The 23,179-nt window shown below is 34.6% G+C and carries 23 protein-coding genes and 1 pseudogene; 12 read left to right on the plus strand and 12 right to left on the minus strand.

The features are described 5' to 3' along the window. Positions 1-26: 26 nt before the first annotated feature. The 4 genes from CBP76_RS11815 to CBP76_RS11830 all read right to left on the minus strand — a co-directional run bounded on the left by CBP76_RS11815 (position 27) and on the right by CBP76_RS11830 (position 5,359). A complete protein-coding gene (locus tag CBP76_RS11815) occupies positions 27-1,457 on the minus strand; it encodes a C69 family dipeptidase (protein ID WP_102197060.1) in 1,431 nt (476 codons plus the stop codon). 28 nt (positions 1,458-1,485) lie between these two features. Continuing rightward, entirely contained in the window at positions 1,486-1,824 is a 339-nt protein-coding gene (locus CBP76_RS11820) for a PqqD family peptide modification chaperone (protein ID WP_102197112.1), read from the minus strand. A gap of 32 nt (positions 1,825-1,856) precedes the next feature. After that, the gene (locus CBP76_RS11825) at positions 1,857-3,770 is read right to left on the minus strand and encodes an OPT/YSL family transporter (RefSeq protein WP_102197061.1); all 1,914 of its coding nucleotides are present in this window, start codon (positions 3,768-3,770) and stop codon (positions 1,857-1,859) included. Positions 3,771-4,336: 566 nt separating this feature from the next. Next, positions 4,337-5,359, minus strand: a complete 1,023-nt coding sequence (locus CBP76_RS11830; RefSeq protein WP_102197062.1) for an LCP family glycopolymer transferase — start codon at positions 5,357-5,359, stop codon at positions 4,337-4,339. Between the two features lie 155 nt (positions 5,360-5,514). Here CBP76_RS11830 and CBP76_RS11835 point away from each other — a divergent pair, with 155 nt between their 5' ends. After that, positions 5,515-6,003, plus strand: coding sequence for a cysteine hydrolase family protein (locus tag CBP76_RS11835; RefSeq protein WP_102197063.1), 489 nt, complete (start codon positions 5,515-5,517; stop codon positions 6,001-6,003). A 204-nt stretch (positions 6,004-6,207) separates the two neighbouring features. Here the strand turns inward: CBP76_RS11835 and CBP76_RS11840 are convergent, their stop codons facing one another. Together CBP76_RS11840 and CBP76_RS11845 are read right to left on the minus strand one after the other, a co-directional pair. After that, entirely contained in the window at positions 6,208-6,486 is a 279-nt protein-coding gene (locus CBP76_RS11840; protein ID WP_102197064.1) for a hypothetical protein, read from the minus strand. Positions 6,487-6,692: 206 nt separating this feature from the next. Beyond that, entirely contained in the window at positions 6,693-7,016 is a 324-nt protein-coding gene (locus tag CBP76_RS11845) for a thioredoxin family protein (RefSeq protein ID WP_102197065.1), read from the minus strand. 167 nt (positions 7,017-7,183) lie between these two features. Between CBP76_RS11845 and CBP76_RS11850 the strand changes: the two genes are divergently transcribed. Beyond that, on the plus strand, positions 7,184-7,453 hold the full coding sequence (locus CBP76_RS11850; protein ID WP_102197066.1) for a metal-sensing transcriptional repressor: 270 nt from the start codon (positions 7,184-7,186) through the stop codon (positions 7,451-7,453). Between the two features lie 169 nt (positions 7,454-7,622). On the opposite strand, the gene CBP76_RS11855 is transcribed toward CBP76_RS11850, so the two are convergent. Further along, positions 7,623-8,324: a VIT1/CCC1 transporter family protein gene (locus CBP76_RS11855; RefSeq protein WP_102197067.1), complete on the minus strand. Its 702-nt coding sequence runs from the start codon at positions 8,322-8,324 to the stop codon at positions 7,623-7,625. A gap of 11 nt (positions 8,325-8,335) precedes the next feature. After that, on the minus strand, positions 8,336-9,025 hold the full coding sequence (locus CBP76_RS11860) for a VIT1/CCC1 transporter family protein (RefSeq protein WP_102197113.1): 690 nt from the start codon (positions 9,023-9,025) through the stop codon (positions 8,336-8,338). 186 nt (positions 9,026-9,211) lie between these two features. Between CBP76_RS11860 and CBP76_RS11865 the strand changes: the two genes are divergently transcribed. The 5 genes and pseudogenes from CBP76_RS11865 (at position 9,212) to CBP76_RS11885 (ending at position 12,656) form a co-directional block, all read left to right on the plus strand. Beyond that, complete coding sequence (locus CBP76_RS11865) at positions 9,212-9,676, plus strand: Fur family transcriptional regulator (protein WP_102197068.1); 465 nt, start codon at positions 9,212-9,214, stop codon at positions 9,674-9,676. Continuing rightward, a pseudogene (locus tag CBP76_RS11870) lies at positions 9,669-10,083 on the plus strand (arsenate reductase/protein-tyrosine-phosphatase family protein). Before CBP76_RS11865 ends, CBP76_RS11870 begins: the two are co-directional and overlap by 8 nt. Before the next feature lie 196 nt (positions 10,084-10,279). Beyond that, on the plus strand, positions 10,280-11,185 hold the full coding sequence (locus tag CBP76_RS11875; RefSeq protein WP_102197069.1) for a metal ABC transporter solute-binding protein: 906 nt from the start codon (positions 10,280-10,282) through the stop codon (positions 11,183-11,185). 3 nt (positions 11,186-11,188) lie between these two features. Further along, positions 11,189-11,872, plus strand: a complete 684-nt coding sequence (locus CBP76_RS11880) for a metal ABC transporter ATP-binding protein (protein ID WP_102197070.1) — start codon at positions 11,189-11,191, stop codon at positions 11,870-11,872. Continuing rightward, positions 11,859-12,656 (plus strand): metal ABC transporter permease, encoded by a 798-nt coding sequence (locus CBP76_RS11885; protein ID WP_102197071.1) that lies wholly within the window; start codon positions 11,859-11,861, stop codon positions 12,654-12,656. The genes CBP76_RS11880 and CBP76_RS11885 overlap by 14 nt, the downstream gene beginning before the upstream one ends. A gap of 146 nt (positions 12,657-12,802) precedes the next feature. On the opposite strand, the gene CBP76_RS11890 is transcribed toward CBP76_RS11885, so the two are convergent. The 3 genes from CBP76_RS11890 to CBP76_RS11900 all read right to left on the minus strand — a co-directional run bounded on the left by CBP76_RS11890 (position 12,803) and on the right by CBP76_RS11900 (position 15,344). Continuing rightward, complete coding sequence (locus CBP76_RS11890; protein WP_102197072.1) at positions 12,803-14,239, minus strand: MFS transporter; 1,437 nt, start codon at positions 14,237-14,239, stop codon at positions 12,803-12,805. Beyond that, positions 14,236-14,772, minus strand: coding sequence for a PadR family transcriptional regulator (locus CBP76_RS11895; protein WP_102197073.1), 537 nt, complete (start codon positions 14,770-14,772; stop codon positions 14,236-14,238). The genes CBP76_RS11890 and CBP76_RS11895 overlap by 4 nt, the downstream gene beginning before the upstream one ends. A 146-nt stretch (positions 14,773-14,918) precedes the next feature. Then, complete coding sequence (locus tag CBP76_RS11900; protein ID WP_102197074.1) at positions 14,919-15,344, minus strand: Fur family transcriptional regulator; 426 nt, start codon at positions 15,342-15,344, stop codon at positions 14,919-14,921. Between the two features lie 168 nt (positions 15,345-15,512). Between CBP76_RS11900 and CBP76_RS11905 the strand changes: the two genes are divergently transcribed. From CBP76_RS11905 to CBP76_RS11925, 5 genes are all read left to right on the plus strand, one after another. Further along, positions 15,513-16,205 (plus strand): response regulator transcription factor, encoded by a 693-nt coding sequence (locus CBP76_RS11905; RefSeq protein WP_102197075.1) that lies wholly within the window; start codon positions 15,513-15,515, stop codon positions 16,203-16,205. Further along, positions 16,202-17,575: a sensor histidine kinase gene (locus CBP76_RS11910; RefSeq protein ID WP_102197076.1), complete on the plus strand. Its 1,374-nt coding sequence runs from the start codon at positions 16,202-16,204 to the stop codon at positions 17,573-17,575. The genes CBP76_RS11905 and CBP76_RS11910 overlap by 4 nt, the downstream gene beginning before the upstream one ends. Before the next feature lie 384 nt (positions 17,576-17,959). After that, positions 17,960-19,462, plus strand: coding sequence for an AMP-binding protein (locus tag CBP76_RS11915; RefSeq protein ID WP_102197077.1), 1,503 nt, complete (start codon positions 17,960-17,962; stop codon positions 19,460-19,462). Positions 19,463-19,465: 3 nt separating this feature from the next. Further along, a complete protein-coding gene (locus CBP76_RS11920; protein ID WP_102197078.1) occupies positions 19,466-20,278 on the plus strand; it encodes an ABC transporter permease subunit in 813 nt (270 codons plus the stop codon). After that, a complete protein-coding gene (locus tag CBP76_RS11925; protein WP_102197079.1) occupies positions 20,278-21,003 on the plus strand; it encodes an ABC transporter ATP-binding protein in 726 nt (241 codons plus the stop codon). The genes CBP76_RS11920 and CBP76_RS11925 overlap by 1 nt, the downstream gene beginning before the upstream one ends. Positions 21,004-21,059: 56 nt before the next feature. Here CBP76_RS11925 and CBP76_RS11930 read toward each other — a convergent pair whose 3' ends face one another. Continuing rightward, positions 21,060-23,177, minus strand: a complete 2,118-nt coding sequence (locus CBP76_RS11930; protein WP_102197080.1) for an alpha-glucoside-specific PTS transporter subunit IIBC — start codon at positions 23,175-23,177, stop codon at positions 21,060-21,062. Positions 23,178-23,179: the final 2 nt, after the last annotated feature.

Here is a 23,179-nt window from a genome sequence, read left to right on the forward strand (position 1 = left end):
AGGAATTGATCGTTTTTAATATTATTCTATAAATTTGGATCCATCTTAAATGTTAATTTACTCAATTCTGTCCCTTGAGTAACTAAATCAGCAAGATGTTTCATTGTTTCTTCATTGTAATGCTTTACAATTTCATGGTTTTGTTCTGTTAAATAATCTGTCAAAGCATCTCCTGACATAGTTACCGCCTTTTGATCTACTTCATTGATCTTACGACGTGCCCATTCTGACAAAGCTTTTTGATAATCTAAGTTAGGTTCTACAAATTCCTTGTAATGTGATTCTACTACCATTGCTAAGGCCTCATACATCCAATATGCGCTCTTTAAGTCCATCTTTTCAGGTGTGTAACTATATGATTCATCAATATCTTTAGCATTTGTAAAGAATGGTACTTGCGGACAGAAACTAGGGATACCGAATCCAGTCCATTCAACACCTGCAGCGCCATTCTTATCCGAATCTCTCATTTGAAGAATGTGTGAATTAGCTGTACGGGAAAGTGAAATTGCACGATATGTCTTCTTATCATGTTCACTACCGCTACCTAGTGGGTCATATTTTGTTTCATTATAATGTGATTTCAAAATATACTGAATATCTTCAACAGCAATCTTTCTTTCTGGTTTTCTGATGAATGGTAATTCAGCAGACTCTGGATCTTGTGTATCATCAGATGGATTCAAATAGCGTTGTGCAAACCAAACACGTGGTGTGTTGTAATGATGATCTTTTTCAGTATCTGTACCAAAGATATGTCTGAAATCCCAACGATCAAAGTCAGGATTCAAATCATGTTCAGATACAAATTCTTGAATACCATCAGCCCACATATAATTATCAGAATCATTGAAATCAATGTCTTGAATTGCGACTTGGTTAGCAGCTACGGCATATGAATCGTCTGGAATACGTACAGCTACCCACTGATGACCAGTAACAACCTCCATATACCAAACTTCATTTTTATCATTGAATTGCAGACCATTACCTTCAGCTGAACCATATTTAGCAACTAAATTTCCTAAATATTTAACACCATCACGAGCTGAGTCAATATATGGCAATACCAAGGTAGCTAATGAATCTTCAGCTAGACCGTTCTTAACATATGGATCGAAAGCTAGCACCTTTTCGTTAGCATAAACACTTTCCGTTGCACTCATACCAACGTTTTTTTCGTTAAAACCATCTTCCTCATTAGGACCTGTACTTTGATCAGCATCAAGTGTTGATGTATAACGATAACCACTTTCTGGGTATGGTGCTGTCATTTGATTATATGGTGATGTATAGGTTGTATCACGTCCTGAAACAGCTGGTTGGACGATGATACGTTTTCTATAAATTGCATTCAAGCGATCTTCATTTCTGGAGATGTAAGTTGCTCCGTCCATTGAGGCCTTCTTACCTACCATGATTGATGTACATGCTGATAATTCAATACGATCTGTCATTTTAATATCCCCTTAAATTATTTAATTATTATGATACTCGTTCTATTAAGTGATCAACGTTCTCAATTTGTTGTAAGAACAAAATCAATCTTGTATAACGATATTTATCTGTGTCAGGAAACTTTTCGGCAAGCTCTTTACCAATTTCATAGGCATTACGTTGACCATTAACCTTCGTAAAAACATAACTACCGTACTCATCCATTTCTAAATAGGATTTCTCAGGAATGTTCATACGTAGTTTACGAAAAAATTTTTGAATTGGATGGTTCTGTTCCCGCACAATTGTGATGATTCCTGCTTTTCTGGTATAAGTTATCTCGGGATTCTTCTTAAAAACCATATGTTTTAAATCTTCTTCGGTCAACTCCGGACGTTTAGCCATTTTTCGCCCTCCTACTAATTCGTTTCCTTCTTAATATTAACTAATGGAATAATAATTGAAACTACTAATACTGCCAAAAGTATCAATCCCATTTCATTGCTACCAGCAAATCCAACAGGAGCTTTATCACTTAACACACCGGTTACATGTAAAATGATACCAATCAAGCCAATGATTGAACCACCAGCAATCAAACCTGATGATAGGCTGACTCCACTTTGAACACGTCTGTCTTTGAGTTCTTTTTCTTTAGTGATCTTTTCAATCAATAGTTTGATTAACGCACCAACTAAAATAATTGATGTCGTTGAGATTGGTAGATAGAATCCTAAAGCAACCGTCATAATTGACAAACCTAACATCCAACAAACGATTGCCATAACAACACCTACAATAATCATGATCCATGGCAAATTACCTGACATGATACCAGTTGTCAATGTGGCAATTAAGTTAGCTTGTGGCATACCAAATGGTGGATTGGAACCAGTAATCTTTAGTTGTGGCTCTAGGATAACAGTTGTTCCAACAACCACAATAACACCGATCAAAGCAGCAATCATAAAGTACTTCATCATTTCTTTTTTATTACCACCAATAACATAATCAACCTTTTGAGTCTGCATGTAAGCACCGCCTACAGAAATGGCAGTAACTATGAAGACCCCGAACAAAAGTAATACTTGATTATTAGCATTGCTAGTCCAACCAAAAATAACAAAAACCAAGGTCATAATAACTAATGAAGCAATAGTCATACCTGAAACAGGCGCATTAGAACACCCAATTGTTCCAGCTAATCTTGCAGAAACAATAACGAAAAGTAATGCCAATATGATAGAAAGAATTCCACCAACAACAGCCATTAAAATATTACCTGAAATAAAGAAACCAACGACAAAAATTGCAATTACAGCAATAATTAGTGACCAAACGCCTAACATATTACGATCTTCACTATTGCCATTTCTAGCATTCAAGGTCTTCTTGATCGACGTTATAATAACTGGAATCAATTTAACAGCACCAACGATACCACCACAAAGCATCATCCCGGCACCAATGTATTTCGAATAAGAACCAGCAACTTGGTCAACACCCATCTGGTTGACGGCAATAGTTACGTCATTCCAGTCCTTAGCGTGATTGCCAGCCATTTGTGTAAAGTTAGCAATCAAAGGCGTGATTGCAAAATTTGATAGAATTGATCCGGCAAACATTGTTAAAGCAACATCTAAACCAACGACAAACCCAATACCAGCCAACATCGGGTTAACCTCAGTCGACATTTTCCAGCGATAAAACGAGTTTCCAACATAGGTAATAGTACTATTTACCCAACCAAATACTTGAGTTGTTAATACTGTTAAAATACCACCAATACCAAAGCCGATTCCCATGAATTTCAATGAATCCCCACCAGCTTCAGAAGCAACTAATGCTTCTGAAATAGCCATTGATTCGGGATAAACAAGTTTCCCATGTTCTTCAACTATCAAATAGTTTTCAACTAACGAAGCTGTACCAATAGCAAACAGTACTGCCAAGCCTCCAACTAAAATACCAGAAATAAAATTAACTCTTCCACCAATAACAATAATGGCAGGTAAAACATAAATCATCCCACTAGCAATAGATTCACCACCACTAGACATTCCTTGAAGAAGGTTCTTTCCCAAAATCCCCTTCTTCTTGGCAAACGCTGCAATCAAACCAGAACCAATAATAGATCCTGGAATACCGGCGGCAACTGTTAATCCAGCTTTCATACCTGAATAAGCCGTTGAAGCAGCAAAAATAATTGCCAAAATTGCACCCATGATCATAACAATCGAGCTACCGCCATGATTCTCCTTATCAGTCACATACGGTACATATTTTTCTCCTGGTACACCACCATACGCAGACTGAGATAGGCTTTTTTTCATCTTAAAGGCCTCCCTAACTGACAAAGTAATTATTCATTAAAAAATCATTGGTTAAAAAAATATTGCCCCAAAATTATAACCTCCAAAAATATATTCCATGATTTCTTTTTTGTTAATCACTAGTCAATTTTCTTAGTTCCGCTTTCATGGTACCGCCTTCATTTACAAAAGGCAACCGAAAATGTGATTTTTGTCACATTTGATAAAAAACATTTTTGTCTATTTTGAATGAACAGTTGTCTTCTACAAGTGACAAAGGATTGATAAATTAATATTCATTAATTTGATTTTAATATTATTAGTTTTAATATTTTTTTATCTAATTATCTTGTTAAAAAATCTACAAGTGTAATTGGAGTTTTCATGAAAATTAAGCATTATTTTTACAATACGAGAATGATTTATTGGTTTTAAACTTAACAACTTTTTTTAGTAATTAATCAATCTAATTTTTTAGATCATAAATGATCATTTAAAATCTTAAAATTACATTTTCCATGTAAAAATACTGAACTAATGAAAGGTATTATAAAACATAAAAAGAGCACACTTAAATGTGTGCTCTTTTAATAGGTATTATTAGTATAATAAGTAGTATCTAAACCATACGTATCATAATTGGTATCATCTTCATTTTTAAAGAATGCTCTATTCTTAGCATTCAACTTTGTCTCGGTATTATTTAATGTCTTCGGTTCTAATTCAAGATTCTCTCTCAATTTATTCGAGGCATTTTGTATAGTAGTCGTTGGTAGTATTTGATATGAACTATCATTGATCCAGGCAGTTTGACCTTGAATCTGATTAAAGTCCATTGTCTTAGTACTATTGTGATATTTCAAAACTATTTGATCAATTTGACTTGTTGTTAAATCAGTATTGATATCATTTCCCAATTTTTTGATCAAATCTGGTACTTTTACTAAATATTTGGGTTCTTCAAGTTTTTTAATAACTGCTTTCAAAACTTGCTGTTGCCTTAATTGACGTCCATAATCACCACGGGGATCTTGATAACGCATTCGAGCATATGTCAGAGCCTGCTTCCCATTTAAATGATGAGTTCCCTTGGGAATCGTCACACCATTAAATGAAACTTTTAAATCACTTGTTACAGTAACACCTCCGACAAAATCAACTGTTTTCTCAAGCGCCTCCATATTGATTGCCACATGATAATCTACCGGTACCCCTAGTAAATTGCCAACTGTTTTCTTGGCCATAGTTGATAAGCCAATGTTATATGCTGCGTTAATTTTTTGAACATTCTTTTTCTTGTCGCCAACCATCTCAGCCAAAGCATCCCGTGGGATCGAATAAGCAACTGTTTTTTTCTTTTTAGGATTCAAAGTTAATAGCATCATTGTGTCCGAATTGCCACGGTCAACTCGCCCATCAGTTCCAGTATCGGCTCCCAATAATAAAATAGAAAAAGGTTTACTATTGTCGATCTTTTTAGATACAGACTTATCACCAGTATTCAAAGCATTCAAAGACTGTTGAGTCCGATAAACAAATATTCCCCCCACTATCAAAATTGCAGCTATTATTACACCTAATATGGTAAATACTATTTTTGTTTTTTTCATTAATTTATATCCTATTATTTATTAGTCATCATTGTAAAACAAATCACCCGTCTTCAGCAAATTATCAAAGAGACATATTTTTAAAATATCGCTTTCATATTTCAAATTACAATGTTAATCTCAATCTATATATTCTATTTAGGGGGCAGTGCTATATGCCAGAATTAGCAGACGGCTTAATTATTATCGATATGCAAAAGGCTTTACAATATAGCTATAATTTCAATGGATTGATTCAAAATATCAACGAAAGAATCAGTCTTTATCGTCAATCCAACCTACCAATTATTTTTATTCAACATAATGATCAAGATGTCGTTCGAGGTAGTGAGCTTTGGCAATTATCTGGAAAATTAGACAAACAAAAAGAAGATCTTGTCGTGGAAAAATTTCACCCCAATGCCTTTTATCAAACTAATTTAAATAAAGTCCTAATGCAACACGGAATTAGAACCATCGAACTTTGTGGTGCACAGACTGAATATTGTTGTAATGCCACAATTGTTATGGCCCACGGTCTTGGTTATAAAATAACTATGAAACATGATATGACAACAACCTTTGATAATGATTATATGATTGCTGAAGATACGATCTCATTTTTCGAAAATATTTGGAACAATCGATTTGTGGAATTTCAATAAAAGTATTCTGCACTCCGTTATATGCTAGATAATTGTTATTTTTGAATTTAACCGTAAAAAAATTTATTTAATTTTTTAACATATCAAATATAGCCTGTATTGATATCAACTACGTTTCTTAAACACAGTCGATTCAACACAGACTATTTATTTGCTCAAAACTATTTCAATAATAAAATATACAATGGTTATCTAACTTGGGAATCAAGAATTCTTTGCATAAGTTGCCGCACTGTGTACCAGTTCATAACCGTTTAAATTTAATTTTCCTAACACTTGATTGATAATTTTGTCAGGATATTCTTTCTCTATTTTGTATACCAGATAATACTTCGAAGAATCATCCGCAATGATCCATCGTCCAATTTTTGTTAATTCTGGGTACGCTTTTGGATTGAAATCAACCGAACGATTAAAATCTATCGTGATTATTTCTCCCTCAAACCAACTGATATATTTCAAAGCTCTAGGTAAGTTAGACATTCACAATCATCCCTTTTAAATAGAATTTGAAACCGTTTCATCAAAGGTAATATACCACGATTTCATATATAAAAAAGGTCAACTTCAGATAATTTGTAAAAATATAGATATTGGAATAAACGCATTTTATTTTGCTAAAATAATAAGGCCAGTAATCAAAGTACGATTACTAGCCTTATTATTTACAATTATGTGTATTTTTTACTCTACATAAATTTTTCTAATTCCATACGGAACTTCTCTTCTGGTTGATAACCAACCAAACGACCTACAACATTTCCATCTTTTTTAACGATAAAAGTAGGAATACCTTGAATCCCAAAATTATTAGGTGTTTCAGGATTATGATCAACATTCATAGATGTAAACTTAATCTTATCACCCAATTCATCTGTTGAAGATAGCTTCTCCAAAATTGGATTCATCATTTTACATGGAGGACACCAATCTGCATTAAAATCTGTAATAACTAGGCCTTGGCTAGTCTCATCGTTGAATGTCTTATCTGATAATTCTGTAATATTAGCCATCATTCAATCTCCTTCTCATATCTATGTGTTTTAAATATACCCCCTAGGGTAAAAATAATCAACTATTTCGTTCTATCAGTGTTCTTCAATAAATTAATGCAATTATTTGCTACCCATTACCCTTATGGGTATAATTACCAGTAATAAACCAATTTGGGAGGTTAATTATGTCACAAACGCCCGAAGAAATAGCCAGCAAAAAAATCACTAGTCGTCTGAAACGGTCTCGTGGTCAATTGGAGGCCGTTTTAAGAATGATGGATGAAAATAAGTCCTGTGATGAGGTCCTAATGCAACTATCCGCAGTTAAGTCCAGTGTCGACAAGGCAATGAAACTAGTTATTGCTCAAAATATCCGTAAAAATAGCAACTGTACCGATGAAAAACAATTAGAAGAATTACAAAAGTCTCTTGATTTGATGTTAAAAACTAAATAAAAAAACTGACTTGTTAGCTACGAAAACGGCTTTCAAGTCAGTTTTTTATTATTCTGTTGAAATGTATTCAAGAGAACCGAATTACTTACACCCTCATAATATTGATAATTATATCGTTATTTAATTATACGTATTTATTTCAACCAGTTCAGTAAAATCAAGTGTCTAGTTAAAGCATCAAACCAACTGAATAGTGAATCGCCATAGTTATAAGTCCAACAATAATATTTCTAACCATTGCCGTTTTAACTAGACCATCACCCAATTTAGCACTTAAATATCCTGTCAAGGCCACTGACAAAGTAACCGCCAAAATCGTTCCCGGCCACTGAATCGAAACTGGTAAAAATGTCATTGCTACAAGTGGAAATATTCCGCCTGAAGCAGCTGATACTAAGGAAGAAAACGCCGCATCCCAAGGACTCATATAATGGCCTAACTGCAAATCATATTTAACCCTCACAACTGTTCTCAGGGCATCTTTGTTCATTAATTCTTCAGCAATTTTTCCAGCTGTTTTACTAGAAACACCACGATTCTCATAATATTTTGCAACAACTGCCAACTCATCTTGGTAATTAGTTTTTATCAGCTCACGTTCTTTTTCAATTGCAGCTCTTTCTGTATCCTTTTGAGAGCTAACTGAAGCGTATTCTCCAGAAGCCATTGAAAAAGCACATGCTAATAGGTCAGATAGACCAGCGATAAAAATAGTAAATTGATTAGTAGTCGCTACAGCAACCGAGAATAATACCCCAACGACAGTCAAGATTCCATCATTCGAACCTAGTACCCCAGCACGTAGAGTATTAGAACGTTCAGCCATAGTCTTCTTTTGCTTCTTTGATTTGGAAATTGTTAAATTTTTCATTCTAATCTCTCCTAACGTGCAAATAACGATCCAATTGCATAAGTTACCAACATGGTCAATAAACCTGAAACAACATTCCTAATTACGGCTTTTAATTTATTAGCTCCGCCAAGCACTGCTGCGGTATATCCAGTAATAGTAAGCGCAATGATAACCGCGATTACAGTCGCAAATAATTTTATATCTTGAGGAAACATCGTAATTGATACCAACGGTAAAATCGATCCTGTAGGAAAAGAAATCATCGAGGCCAAAGCAGCCGCAATCGCACTAGTTTTTTCCTTAGGATTAAATCCATATCTTTCACGCACTGCCACATCCAATGGATCATCGCTCAACATTTCTTGAGTAGCTTGTGTAGCTAGCTCATTTGAAATACCAGTTGCTTGATATTTATCACGGATAAAATTGAACTCACCATTATAATTGCTATCCAAAGCAGTTGATTCCTCTTCAAGTGCCCTTTTTTCAGTATCACGCTGCGTACTGACAGAAACCCATTCACCCATCGCCATTGAAATGGTTCCAGCTAACATTCCTGCAATACCAGATAGAAATATAGCTCGATTATTGCTCTGTGCACTGGCAACACCAATAACGATTCCTGCAACTGAAACAATACCATCATTGGCCCCCATGACGCTGGCACGCATGACATTAATCTTTTCAGCTAAACTTTGCTTTTTCTTTTCTTTGATCAAATTTCTCGCTCCATTCATTATCATATTGGAATGGTTCTCATCTATTAACGAATACATAATAATCCAAAATTAATTAAAAGTAAATATATAACAGTTTCATTAAAAGAGATAGTTTATTTGGAATTGACGTTCATTAAGTTATATAATTACTCTGAAATGATTCTAAGGTAGAAAGGAAGATTGCTTATGGCTAGTAACGCCGTAATGGAGGAGACACTGCAGGTTCTAAAGGATCATAAATTAAGAGTTACCCCACAACGTCATATTATTTTGGCTTATCTTGTAAGTCACCATAATCACCCTACTGTGGAGACAATTCGTGATGCTCTGGGTAAGGAATTGCCTAATATCGGCTCATCTACGATTTATAATATTTTGAATACTTTTGTTGACCATCATTTAGTCGTTGAATTACAAAATGGCGATGGAAGTACCCACTACGACTATTTCGGCTCCCCTCACTACCATGCAATTTGCACAAATTGTGGAAAAATTGTAGATGTCACGTATTCTGGATTCAGCGATACTGAAAAAAATCTAGAAGAAAAGACCGCTGAAATCTCCGGTTATATGATTTCTGGTAATCATATGGAGGTCTATGGTCTTTGCCCAGAATGTCAAATTAAATTGGGAATTAAAAAAGATGACTAATTCAATTTATTTCCTATGCAGCGGAAATTCATGTCGTAGTCAAATGGCTGAAGATTATGCTAAAAAATATTTACCTAACTGGGATATTCAAAGTGCTGGTATTAGAGCAGATGGTTTAAATCCTAATGCTATTAAAGTAATGGCTGAGGATGACATCGATATCTCAGAACAATTTTCAAAAATTGTTGACGAAAACTTTTTGCATCGTGCTACTATTATTGTTACTTTGTGTGGTGAAGCACGCGATAAATGTTTTATTCCACAAAATGCACGATGGATTCCATTGGTCCATTGACGATCCTGCTTTGATTTCAGGCAGCAATCAGGAAATAGCTCAGGCTTTCATAGATACTCGGAATGAGATTAAAGAATACATTATGGATCTCGCAAAGAAGATCAGTAATTAATAAATAAGGCTGCTAGGTAACATGACTATCTATAATTCAGAAAAAGGCAACGATCTATAACCATTAAACTGGCTACAGACCGTTGCTTTTTTATTTTCAAAATATATTTTTATATAAATGATAAAATTTACTATTTACTTTTTTAGATAATTAGTTTAGGGTTAAATAGTAAATTTTATTATTAAGGAGAAGAATCATGCCTATCAAAAAACAAAAACTTTTAGGAATTATTCTCAGTATATTTGCACTTTTATTAATTTTATCAGGTTGTTCCAGCAGAAAAACTAATACAAATTCACAAAAATTAAATATAGTCACCTCAACTGATTTTTATGCTGAAGCGGCAAAAACGATCGTTGGTAATAAAGGCACCGTCAAATCCATTATTAATAATCCGGCTATTGATCCTCATGATTACGAACCAACAACTAAAGTCGCCAAAGAAGTTAGTCAATCAGATATCACTGTCGCTAATGGTCTTGGTTATGATGCCTGGATGAATAAGCTAGATAAGGGTAATGCTGCCTATATTAAAATCGGTGAAACAGTTATGAATAAAAAAACTGGCGATAATCCACATATCTGGTATAACCCTCAAACAATGCCTCAATATGCTAAATACTTAGCTAAAGAATTAGGTAAGAAACAACCACAGAATAAAACTTACTTTGAAAAAAATGCTCAAAGTTATATCAAATCTCTTCAACCTATCCAAGATGAATTAAACAAACTCAAACAAACTTCCCAGAAGATAACCAATAAGAACGTTTATGTTAGTGAACCTGTTTTTGATTACTCGATTGAAGCAATGGGATTCAAGGTAGCTAACAAAGGATTTGAAAATGCCGTTGAAAAAGGCACTGACCCTACCCCTAAAGAAATACAGGATATGCACCAAGGTATCAAAAACAAGAAAATTGCTTTCTTTGTTCTAAATACCCAAACCGATAGTAAATTAGTCAACAATCTTGTCAAACTGGCCAAAAAGAATAACATTCCAGTTTTAAACGTAACTGAAACACTACCTAAAGATAAAAACTATCAAGAATGGATGCTATCACAATACCAAGAACTTAATAAAATTTTGCAAAGTGAAGAATAATCTATGATTGAAGCAAAAGACTTAACTAAAAGATTCGGAAAACAATTAGTTTTTCAAAACTTAAATTTTCAAATTAACGATGGGGAATTTATTAGTTTAATTGGCCCCAATGGTTCTGGAAAAACTACTTTAGTAAAAATTCTAATGGGCCTTGAACCGAGTTCATCTGGTACCTTAAAAATCAATGAAAAACAAACTATCGGATATGTACCTCAGTTTCGTAACATAGATCTCGATTATCCATTAAATATCGAGCAATTTATCCGACTTAATCTCAAGTTTACTTTCAGTGCTAAACAAAGAAATCATGAGAACAAAATTATCAAATCGATTATGCAAAAAACTCATTTAACCGATCTAAGAAATCGTCCTCTTGGCTTAGCATCTGGTGGTGAGAAACAAAAAGCTTATTTGGCACAAGCTCTACTTAATGATCCTAAAATATTAATTCTTGATGAATCAACAGCTAGTCTGGATGTTGAAGTGAAAACACAATTGATGGATCTAGTTCAAGAATTAAATCAAAAATATCACTTAACGGTTATTTTTATCACTCACGACTACGAACTAACTAAAAAATATACAAAACGAGCTTTGTTATTCCAAAACAAAACCATTGTTCCCGTTAAAGTAGAAAATATTTCAAAAGAAATGTTCGAAGTGGAGGCAGAAAATGTTCGGATATGAATTTATGCGTTCAGCTTTTATTGCTAGTACCTTTATTGCAATAACCGCTGGCTTAGTTGGTGTCTTTGTTGTTTCCCGTAACATGTCTTTTCTCTCACATACATTATCTGAAATCGGATTTGCTGGAGCATCATTTGGTATTTTAGTGGGAATTTCACCTCTAGTTGGTATGATCATCTTCACTTTAGTTAGTTCCATTGCCGTTGGTAGTTTAAGTGATGAATCATCCAGACGAGAAGCTTCCATCAGTGCTATTTCTTCATTATTTATTGGTTTAGGAATACTATTCCTATCTTTATCTTCAGAATCTAGCAGTTATGCCACGAATATTCTTTTCGGCAGTATTGTTGGTATTAGTGGCAAAGAAGTTAATCAGTTATTGATCTTGGCGTTATTTGTTATAGCAATCTTCGTCATTTTCTATAAGCCATTATCATTTGATTCATTCGATCATATTGGCGCTCAAGCGGCTGGCTTAAAAACGCGATTACTATCTATTATCTTTCTAATAACTTTGGCCTTAAGTGTTAGTATTGGTGCCCAAATCGTTGGTTCATTGCTAGTTTTTGTTTTATTAACATTACCTGCCGCAACCGCTAAATATCTAGTTCATTCAGTTCCAAAAATGATTTTAGTTTCAGTAGGATTGTCATTAATTGGCGTTTGGTTAGGCCTCTACTTAGCTTTTGTCACAAATTGGCCAGTTACTTTCTTTATCTCAACCTTTGAGGTAATTGCTTATTTTCTAGGGTTAAGTTATAAGAACTGGAAACTTAGTCATTGATGATCATTATTTAAGTAAAGGTGGATTTCTATTCCAAACCTTTGAATGCTCAAAAATAGTCTGTATTAATCTCAACTATGTTCTTTTCTGGAACAAAGTTGAAAATTAATACAGACTATTTATTTTGAAATCGATTCTATGAGATTTTACTTAGTGAGTGGTTTTCTCAATACCCTTACACCAGTTATAACTGTAGCGACCAAACAAATTGCTAGCGAGACCATAAAGGCAACATGCATTCCAGAAATAAATAGTTCTGGATGTGCAGGCACATAGGACGTAACCGTATGACCAGCTGTATGACTCATAGCTGAAAATAACACAGTTGTTGCAACAGAAATACCAATAATCATTCCAAATTCTCGAGCTAAGGCATTAATACCACCGGCAATTCCTAAATCTTTTACCTCAACTGAGTTCATAACAATTGAATTGTTGGGTGCTTGGAAGACTCCGTTACCAAAACCAACTAATCCTACAAAGAACATGAATATCCATAATGGTGTATTAAGTCCAACCATCATATAACCAATTTGACTAATAGATATTAAGATCAAGCCAATAAAGGTTAATAATTCTGGGCCAATTTTATCAGAAACCGCTCCTGAAATTGGCGCCACAATTACCTGAACAATTGGAAAAGTCATCAACGCATAACCTGCATAATTAGCAGCTAAACCACGTGCATTTTCAAGATAAAATGGTGAAATAACATTGAAAAAGAAATTAGCTACAAATATCAAAAAGGCACAGAATATACTAATTGAAAAATTGGCATTCTTAAAAATTCTCAAATCCAAAATTGGCTTGTCTATTCGTAATTCTATTCTAATAAAACTGATCATAGCTAGCAAAGCTACTATAAATAATCCTAGAATAACAGGTTTTAAGAAACCTATTTCTTGACCTAAGAATATTCCCGCAAATAAAGTAACCATAACTATTGCGAACAATATTGCTCCAACTTTATCAATTTTTTGTTTTGATAAAGTAATGTCTTTAGGTAAAATTTTAATTCCTAAAATAATCGCTACTATACCTACCGGTACGTTAATTAAAAATATGTAACCCCAATTCAAATGAGCCAAAATCAGGCCACCAACACCTGGTCCAGCAATGCTACCTAAAGCTACGAAAGAACCGATTGTTCCTAAAGCTCGACCACGTTCATTGAATGGAAAAACCTCGGTAATAATTCCATTATTAGTACTCATTGTCATCGCTGCACCAATAGCCTGTACAGATCTTGCTATTAATAAGAATACTAATCCCGAATTAAAACCGCAGAGCAATGAACCAATTGTAAAAAGGATAGATCCAATTTTAAAAATTCGGATTTTCCCAAAGGAATCACCTAATTTTCCAAACAATAATAACAGCGCACAAATAACGATCAAATAAATTGATACGACCCATTCAGCCTGATTCATTGGTATTGCCAAGTCCTTACTCATAACTGGTAAAGCAATGTTTACAATGCTACCGTCCAAGGTTGACATAAAAGTAAACAAACACACTGCGACTAAAATTAACCAACGGTGTTTTTGGATCTCTGGGTCTTTAGCAAAACTAGCCATATTCATTCCCCTTTTCTCTGATTCAAAAGCTCAACCACCCATTTTAATTGGGTCTGAGCTCGTGAAATTTGTAATTGTTTAACCAACAAAGCATCATTGATATCCTCTTGTGTCATATGAGTATTATTTTTTATCTCATATTTTATTTCTTTCAGACGATCCAACTTACCTTGCGAAAAATTCTTAAAATCATTTAAAATTTTAATTTGTAAATTTTGATCGAATAGATGCAAGAATTGAATTTTCATTAAAAAGGTCAACTGGGTTTGTTTATTAATGGTTACTAACTCAGAAGCCAAATTCATGAACTCCTTTTTACCTTTATCAGTAATGGTAGCCAATTTTTGAGGCCTTTTATTTTCAGTCTCTTTAAAACTTAACGAAATCTCCTTTGCTTGAGCCAGTTTGTCCAACAATGGATACAAAGTCCCAAAACTGATGGCTTGATCGTCTCCAGCAATACTAGTAAAAGCCTTACGTAGAGCATATCCAGTCATAGAATGATCCATTAATTGACCTAAAATAAATAATTCATACATTATTGTCACCTATCTTTCACGATTACCTAGTATATATATCGAATCGATATATTGCAAGGACTTTTCAAAAAAGAGGTATAAATTTACAAAAAAATACTAATCTAATAACCATAAAAATGGCCACTAGATTAGTATTTTTATTGTAACTATTTAGAATTTAATTTCTTAGTACAATCAGCACACAAACCGTAAACCTCAATTGCATGTCCTTCAACCGTATATCCAGGTAATTGATCAGTAAAAAATTCAATCGGACAAGCTCTCAATTCAGTCACCTTACCACAGTTTTTACAAACAAAATGATGATGATGACGATGTTCAAAATCACATTGATACTTAACTAAGGTCTTATCCTTTTCTTGATATTCTACTAACCCAATCTCTGAAAACTCTTTAAGATTTCGATAAATGGTATTATTACTCATTCCGGGATAAAGAGAACGCATATAGCTAGCAATATCATTAATTGAGACATATTGAACTGTAAATTTACTGAGATACTCTATTAAATCAGTCCTTTGTTTCGTAACTTTATAATTATTTTTTTTGAGAATCGCAATTGCCTTTTCCACTTATCTCACCTTTTCTAAAACTTACTTCTGAAAATCATTTTACCATAATTAGTAATTTTTACTAATTAGTTTGTTCTTGACAAAACTTTAAATTTTTTTCATATTTGGAGTATATGATTATTATTAGATAAATTAATTGAACCAAAAACATATTTTGGAGACTTGCTAATGAAGAATACAATTTTAATTATTGAGGACGAGCGCAGCCTCTCTAGTTATGTCAGTAAAGAATTACAATTTGAAGACTTTGACACAATTATTGCTAATGATGGTGTTGAGGCTTTGGACCTCTATGAAAAACATCAAAACGATCTACTATTGATTCTATTGGACTGGATGTTACCAAAACTTGATGGTATGGAGGTACTTCGTCGTATCAGAAAGCATGATCAAGTACCAGTTATTGTTATGACAGCTAGAGATTATGTTGGTGACAAAGTTGCTGGTCTTGATAACGGTGCTGATGACTATATCACCAAACCATTTGAGATCGAAGAACTCTTAGCTCGTGTTCGGGTCATCAAACGTCGGGCTGAAAACATGTCCGAACCAGATCAAACATATCAAGTGGCTGACTTAGTTTTAAATACCAAGTCACATCAAGTAACCCGTGATAAAAGAAGTATTCAACTAACCCGCCGTGAGTATGATCTATTATTATTTTTCTTGCAACATACAGGACAAGTATTCACTCGTGACGAACTATTAGATAACGTTTGGGGAGAAGATTTTTTAGGTCAACAAAACGTTGTTGATGTTTATGTTGGCTATTTACGGAATAAAGTTGATGGCAAAGAAAATAAACCTTTGATTCAAACAATTCGTGGTGTTGGATATTCGCTAGAGGATATAACAGAATGAACAAATCCCTCTCTTATCAAGAGCTAATCAGTAATGCCATCAAAAAGCTAGTCATTATTATTACCCTTTCAATCAGTGCTTTGATTCTAATTGTCGTTGGTGTACAACAGTACTTACAAACTGTACATGAATCTCAAGGTCAAATGATGAGTCTCTATCGTTCAAATATTGATGATATACCTAGTTTCATTCACTGGAATACCCAAAACAATCGTCACACCAAACAAAATACTATTATCAGTGTTAAAACCAATGATACTTCGATCACAGCCTCATCCAATAGAATGGGACAAAAGGTTTTGACTACTAGTTCATCCGCCAAATTCATCAATCAAAAAAAGATTAAACTAGGTAAAAATATCGTTTACGTTCCAGGTCGGGGACTCTTTATCTATAACAGTATGAAAGATAACGATACAACCTATAAAATATGGGTCAGCCTTAATCGCTTGATCAATAGTATGGTTTTACTTCTGATCATAATAAGTTTTATAACTTTCATCACCTTAGGCTTCGGAACTTGGTGGGCACAACGTCTTGCTACCCAACTTAGCGCTCCTAGTATTCAATTGGCAAGTGAAGCCCGGAATATTATTAAAGATGCCGAGGTAGATCAACCTACCCTGACTGTTCCTAGTAGCCCTCAAGAAATAAATGAATTGGGCAATGCCTTCAATGAATTATTAAAGGCCCAAAATCAGAGATTACAACGAGAAAGAGACTTTGTTTCCAATGCTTCACATGAATTGAAGACTCCCATTGCTGCTATCCGTGGAAATCTAAATCTAATCAAACGACATGGCGATAAACATCCGGATGTTATCCCTGAATCACTCGAATATATTGATGAAGAATCATCGCGTATGCAAAATCTAATTGAAAACTTACTTCATTTATCACGAGCCGATAGAACTGATCTAATATTGGAAGACGTTAACTTGTCTGAGAGCGTCAACCGAATTGGCAAACAATATCAAACTACGATTGCCCCGGAATTAAAGTTAGATATTGCTGAGAATATTCATATTAGAGGTAATGAGGACACACTTAAACAGATTATTGTGGCTCTACTAGATAATGCTCATAAGTATTCCCCTGCCAATTCAACGATTGAACTAAATTTGAAGAAAAACAATGGTCAAATTCAATTAGACGTTAAAGATCAAGGTCCTGGCATCCCTGAAGATCAAAAGAATTTGATCTTTCAACGATTCTATCGCGTTGATACCTCTCATTCTAGTGATATCAAAGGTAGTGGCTTAGGATTATCAATAGTTTCACAATTGGTTAAATTAAATAATGCTCAAATAAAAGTTTTAGATAATACTCCTCGAGGTAGTATCTTCAGAATTACATTTTTGGAGGATTAGTTATAGATTCTGTTCAGGTTATATATAGTGTATGCCACACTAGAACCATTCTAAATTCTTAAATATATGAAAATAGTCTGTATTGACACCAACCATGTTCTTTTTATACATGGCTGATAATCAATTCAGACTATTTATTTTGTCCATACTAACAACTTGAAACAAAAATCGAAATCGCCTCAACCATGAAATTTTTATAGAAACCAAACTCATATGAGATAACTCTAAGAATTTCTTATATAAACCTTATCGAAACCCAGTAGTTACTCTTTGACCATCCTTGTAAACTATGGTTATTCAATCGAAAGGAATTAAGGAGCTGGATGAAATTCTTCATTTGTTTTCATACAAAATAATTTCTGCTCCGCTCTTTGGTGAATAACTATGTCAGAACTTACAAATAGATTACAACAACAACTCATTGCCGGTGCTACTCGTCCTTTGATGCAAGATGCAAACCAACATTGGTACACAGGCAGTGAACTTAATTTAGAAAAAAACGTTTGGAAAAATTATTGGAAAAGCAAAGGTATCGGCCATAATGACATCGTCTTAGTCAGTTTAACCAACTCAGTTACTTATACCTTAGTAATTCATAGTCTTTGGGAAATTGGCGCTATCGTTCAACCAATTAATCCTAAAACTACCGAAATTCAAATCAGTGAACTTGAAGAACAATATCATTATGCTGCTATTATTCTGGATGCTGATTCTAAAGAAATCAATATTTTAAATTCACTTTTCGCTAACTTACCTCGCCTCACCACTCTTCATGAACCTGAAGTTAAAATTTATATTCGTGACCGACATGTGGCACGCCTTATCGAAGAACCTACCGAAGATGAAATTGCTTTGATCATGCATACCTCTGGTACTACTGGTAAGCCAAAGCGTGTTGGATTAACCCATCGTCAATTATTGGTCGGTGCTTTCAACGTAATTGACAGTGAGGAATTGTCTGAAACAGATAGCACTTTTATCTTAATGCCAATGTTCCATATTAATGCAATGGTTATCTCTAACTTGGCAACGAGATTGTCTAATGGTCAATTACTATTTAGACCTAAATTCAGTGCTCATCTTTTCTGGAAAGAGGTTAGTACTGAGATGGTAACCTGGGTTTCCTTAACCCCAGCAATCGTAGCTATTCTCTTGCAACGGGAGGAACAGCCAACTAAAAATAATTTACGGTTTCTCCGGACTGCTTCAGCCCCTCTGTTACCAAGTATCCATCAGGAATTCAAGCAACGTTTCGCAATTCCTTTGATTGAAAGTTATGGTATGACAGAAGCTACCAGTCAAATTGCTCAAAACCCATTAGAGGACCCAATTCAAAATACGGTCGGAAAAGTTTTTGGAGTTCAAATCAAAATTTTGGATACTGAAAAAAACGAACTTGGTCCTAACCAAGTCGGTGAGATAGCCTTAAAAGGTGACAGTATCATCACACATTATTTGGACCCACAGCCAGAAGCATTCCACAAACAATGGCTTTTAACTGGTGATCTGGGTTCCATCAACGAAGATGGTTATCTAAGCATCTCCGGTCGCAGTAAAGAAATGATCATTCGTGGTGGCGAAAATGTTAATCCTCTAGCCGTTGAAGATTGTCTTAACGTTTTGAAATTCATCCGTGAAATGGCCGTTGTTGGTACACCCGATAAAATTTATGGTGAAAATGTTACCGCAGTGATAGTCCCTAAAGTTTCTAGTCCAGATCACCGGCACCAATTAGCTCTGTTGAATGAATTAGCCAATGAGCAATTATTACCTGTTGAACGTCCTACTAAATACATTTTTAGTAATCAGTTGCCTAAGAATGCAACTGGAAAAATTCAACGTACACTTCTAGCTCAGGAAGTAATTCAACAACTAAAGGAGGCCTAGTGGATGCAAAAACCAGTTACTTTACCAATTACTGATCAAAAGAGATTCCATTTATCCATTAATAAAATTCTGCCATTCCTAATTCCGGTAATAGTTATTTTATTTTGGCAGGTAAGTAGTACTTTGGGATGGTTATCAAGTTCTGTTTTACCATCACCACTAGCTGTTTTACAAGATGGAATCAAACTAACTGCCTCAGGTGAATTACCTAAGAATTTGAGTATTTCACTTTATAGAGCCACTGTTGGTTTACTGATCGGTGGTGGAATTGGATTTATTCTAGGATTTATCAACGGGATGTCCAATACATTTAGCTTATTATTCGATTCTTCGATTCAAATGTTTCGTAACATCCCCCATTTGGCTCTTATCCCGTTAATCATTCTTTGGTTAGGAATCAATGAATCCGCCAAAATTTCACTGGTTGCAATCGGAACAATGTTCCCTGTTTACATCAATACGTTCCACGGAATACGTTCGGTTGATCCTGATTTGATCGAGATGGGTAAATCTTATGAATTAACCAAAAGACAAATGTTTTTCAAAATTATTTTTCCCGCAGCTCTCCCACAAATACTAGTTGGCATTCGCTATGCATTGGGAGTCATGTGGACAACCCTGATCGTTGCCGAAACTATTTCTGCTAGTTCAGGTATCGGTTATATGGCTAATAACGCTGAAGATTTCATGGATATGGAAACCGTTGTTCTATGTATCGTCGTCTATGCCGTTTTAGGTAAAATCTCAGATTTAGTTGCCAAGAGCTTCGAAAGTTTGCTCTTAGAATGGCAACATACCGGAAGGAGTAATGCTTAATGAATGATTCAATGATCTCAATAAAAAATGTTAATAAAATTTATAATAATCAAACTACCGCTTTACACGATGTCTCTTTAGATATCAAACAAGGAGAGTTTATTGCTTTAGTAGGGATGAGTGGTGGCGGTAAAAGTACCCTCTTACGTTTAATTGCTGGATTAGAAAAACCTAGTAGTGGTAACGTAACTATTAATTCAACCGATTCTAAGTCGTTGATGCGAGTAATGTTCCAAGAAGATAGACTTCTTCCCTGGATGTCCGTTTTAGACAATTTATCCTTTGGTTCAAAAGATAAAAATACTAAAGCGCATGCCTTGGAACTACTTGAATTAGTTGAATTAAGCGATTATGCCGACCACTATCCTACTCAACTATCTGGTGGTCAAAAACAACGTATCGCTTTAGCACGTGCCTTGATGACAGACCCGAAGATCCTCTTATTAGATGAACCTTTAGGAGCCTTGGATGCTTTAACAAGACGTAAAATGCAGGATCTGATTCTAGATATTTGTCAGAAACAAAATCTAACAACTATCTTAGTAACCCATGACGTTGAAGAAGCCGCTCGAATGGCTGACAGAATTATCGTTATGAAAAATTCAACTAATTCATACGAAGAGAATTGTCCTAAAAACCGCAACGCTGGCCAAATTGGTATCGTTGCTGATAGGGTTCTTGGTGAAATTCTTGAAGAAAATGAATTGCAAAAACAGACTGCTTAATAAAAAAACTTCCAACAAATTTAATGTTGGAAGTTTTTTGAACAGGAAGATTTTTATTACTTTTTATAAACTACCGCTATTGGACTTCCATGTTTAATGCCAGATGTACTAGACTTATTGAATCTACCTAAATCATAATTATCACTATTTGTAATTACATTAATGATTACTGGATCTTTACCTGCAATTTTAACCTCATCAATATTCATTTTAGCTATCAAAGTCTCTTCAGTAACCTTTTGACCTTCTTTAACTAAAATTTCAAACGGCTTTCCCTCTAGCTCCACAGTGTCTAGTCCCAAATGAAGCAAAATCTCAGCCCCACTTAAACTTTTGATACCGATTGCATGTTTAGTAGGAAAAATCGATTCAATTTCTCCTTCAACACTAGAATAAATATTCCCATTTATTGGTTCAATTGCAAAACCATCGCCAATCATTTTTTGAGAGAAAACATCATCTTTTAGATTTTCCAATTCAATAAATGTTCCATCCACGGGTGCAAATAACTGAGATTCGTTTGTTAAAAATTCAGTTTGACTCTCTTTTTCAGAGACTGGTATTGAATTTGATATCTGGTTATCAAACATCTCCCAACCACCATTTTCAATTAAATCATCAACCTCCTCACGAACATTAGTTACATCTGGTCCAATAATAACTTGAACTGCATCTTTATTACGTACAACCCCCTTAGCACCGACTTCCATAAATTCATTATCGGTTGCTAAAACATCTGGATTATTAATTGTTAAACGTAATCTGGTAAAACAATTATTTACTGAAGCTATATTATCAGCCCCACCTAAAAGGTTTATATAGGCACCAGCCGCTGTTCTAAATGGATCATTTGAAATCGTACCTTTTTCCTTAGACTTTTTATTTTTAAAATCATCTTTAGTAAACATATTCACCATTTCATCATCGGATCTGCCTGGTGTTTTGAAATCAAATTTGAGTATCAAGAATCTAAAGACCACAAAATAAATACCAATAAAGATAATTCCAATTACCCATTGAATAACATATGTTTGCCAATGATTTGCCCACATTGGAATATAGTTTTTAGCAGCTATATCAATTAACCCGGCTGACATATCTCCAGTTACTCCAAAAGCATACATTGTTGTTGCTAAACACGCAGCTAAAAATGCATGAACAAAGAACAATGCTGGTGCAATAAATAGAAATGTATAATCAAATGGTTCTGTAATACCAGCCAGGGCAGCAGTTAATACACCAGGTATGATAAGTGCTAATAATTTTTTTCTATTCTTAGGAATAGCAGTTGCATAAAATGCCAAGGCAATACCAGGAATTCCAAAAATATTAGACATACCTTGCATTGCATACCCACCTTCTGGAAATAGTTTAATAAGCGGTGTTGTTGTAGATGCAAATTGACTAATATGTTTAACCCAATATAGTGTCGTTCCTCCTTCTATAACTGCCGGACCATATTGGAACGGAGCGTAAATAAAATGATGCAAGCCTACTGGCAACAAGGCCTTCTCAAGAAAAATATACGTGAATACTCCAAAATTACCTGATTTAACCATAAAGTACTGCATTTGTAAAATCCCGTGTTGGAACATAGGCCAAATCCATACAAAAAGACCCGCTATTGGGATCATCAAGAGAAATCCAATCATTGCAACAAAGGCTGATCCTTGAAATACTCCTAACCAATCTGGTAATCTAACGCTAAAATAGCGATTATGTAGCCATACAACTATTCCCGCAATTAAAATTGCACCAATAACTCCTGTATCTAATGTTTTTACCCCGGCAATAACCTTCAATCCACTAGTTTCTGCTGTTGAATTAATATTTACTCCAAAATTTTTACCAAACATTTGAAGAATTTGATTAACAAAATTATTGAATGTCATATAAATAACAAATGCTTCAAGTGCTGCTCGTTCTTTTGCTTTATTAGCCAACCCTAATGGCAGACCAATTACAAAGAGAACTTCCATATTATTGAATACTGTCCACCCGCCGGCATCGATTATCTTCCAAATTGAAAGCCACGCAGTTCCTGGAGACGCCAACCCTCCAACAATGGCGGGATTGGTGAAGACAGCAGTTAATCCTACAATAATTCCAGAAAATACAAAAAATACAACGGGTGTAAACATGGCGCCACCAAAACGCTGAAACTTAGCCATCATAT

The organism is Companilactobacillus nuruki (assembly GCF_002872255.1).
Taxonomy (GTDB): Bacteria; Bacillota; Bacilli; order Lactobacillales; family Lactobacillaceae; genus Companilactobacillus; species Companilactobacillus nuruki.

Bases quoted from the DNA above. Each gene is read 5' to 3' on its own strand.
- CBP76_RS11915 (WP_102197077.1), top strand. From the start codon at position 17,960: ATGTCAGAACTTACAAATAGATTACAACAACAACTCATTGCCGGTGCT.
- CBP76_RS11885 (WP_102197071.1), top strand. From the start codon at position 11,859: ATGTTCGGATATGAATTTATGCGTTCAGCTTTTATTGCTAGTACCTTT.
- CBP76_RS11850 (WP_102197066.1), top strand. From the start codon at position 7,184: ATGTCACAAACGCCCGAAGAAATAGCCAGCAAAAAAATCACTAGTCGT.
- CBP76_RS11910 (WP_102197076.1), top strand. From the start codon at position 16,202: ATGAACAAATCCCTCTCTTATCAAGAGCTAATCAGTAATGCCATCAAA.
- CBP76_RS11825 (WP_102197061.1), bottom strand. From the start codon at position 3,770: ATGAAAAAAAGCCTATCTCAGTCTGCGTATGGTGGTGTACCAGGAGAA.
- CBP76_RS11930 (WP_102197080.1), bottom strand. From the start codon at position 23,177: ATGATGGCTAAGTTTCAGCGTTTTGGTGGCGCCATGTTTACACCCGTT.
- CBP76_RS11920 (WP_102197078.1), top strand. From the start codon at position 19,466: ATGCAAAAACCAGTTACTTTACCAATTACTGATCAAAAGAGATTCCAT.
- CBP76_RS11845 (WP_102197065.1), bottom strand. From the start codon at position 7,016: ATGGCTAATATTACAGAATTATCAGATAAGACATTCAACGATGAGACT.
- CBP76_RS11815 (WP_102197060.1), bottom strand. From the start codon at position 1,457: ATGACAGATCGTATTGAATTATCAGCATGTACATCAATCATGGTAGGT.
- CBP76_RS11865 (WP_102197068.1), top strand. From the start codon at position 9,212: ATGGCTAGTAACGCCGTAATGGAGGAGACACTGCAGGTTCTAAAGGAT.
- CBP76_RS11905 (WP_102197075.1), top strand. From the start codon at position 15,513: ATGAAGAATACAATTTTAATTATTGAGGACGAGCGCAGCCTCTCTAGT.
- CBP76_RS11890 (WP_102197072.1), bottom strand. From the start codon at position 14,239: ATGAATATGGCTAGTTTTGCTAAAGACCCAGAGATCCAAAAACACCGT.
- CBP76_RS11895 (WP_102197073.1), bottom strand. From the start codon at position 14,772: ATGTATGAATTATTTATTTTAGGTCAATTAATGGATCATTCTATGACT.
- CBP76_RS11835 (WP_102197063.1), top strand. From the start codon at position 5,515: ATGCCAGAATTAGCAGACGGCTTAATTATTATCGATATGCAAAAGGCT.
- CBP76_RS11830 (WP_102197062.1), bottom strand. From the start codon at position 5,359: ATGAAAAAAACAAAAATAGTATTTACCATATTAGGTGTAATAATAGCT.
- CBP76_RS11855 (WP_102197067.1), bottom strand. From the start codon at position 8,324: ATGAAAAATTTAACAATTTCCAAATCAAAGAAGCAAAAGAAGACTATG.
- CBP76_RS11840 (WP_102197064.1), bottom strand. From the start codon at position 6,486: ATGTCTAACTTACCTAGAGCTTTGAAATATATCAGTTGGTTTGAGGGA.
- CBP76_RS11875 (WP_102197069.1), top strand. From the start codon at position 10,280: ATGCCTATCAAAAAACAAAAACTTTTAGGAATTATTCTCAGTATATTT.
- CBP76_RS11925 (WP_102197079.1), top strand. From the start codon at position 20,278: ATGAATGATTCAATGATCTCAATAAAAAATGTTAATAAAATTTATAAT.
- CBP76_RS11880 (WP_102197070.1), top strand. From the start codon at position 11,189: ATGATTGAAGCAAAAGACTTAACTAAAAGATTCGGAAAACAATTAGTT.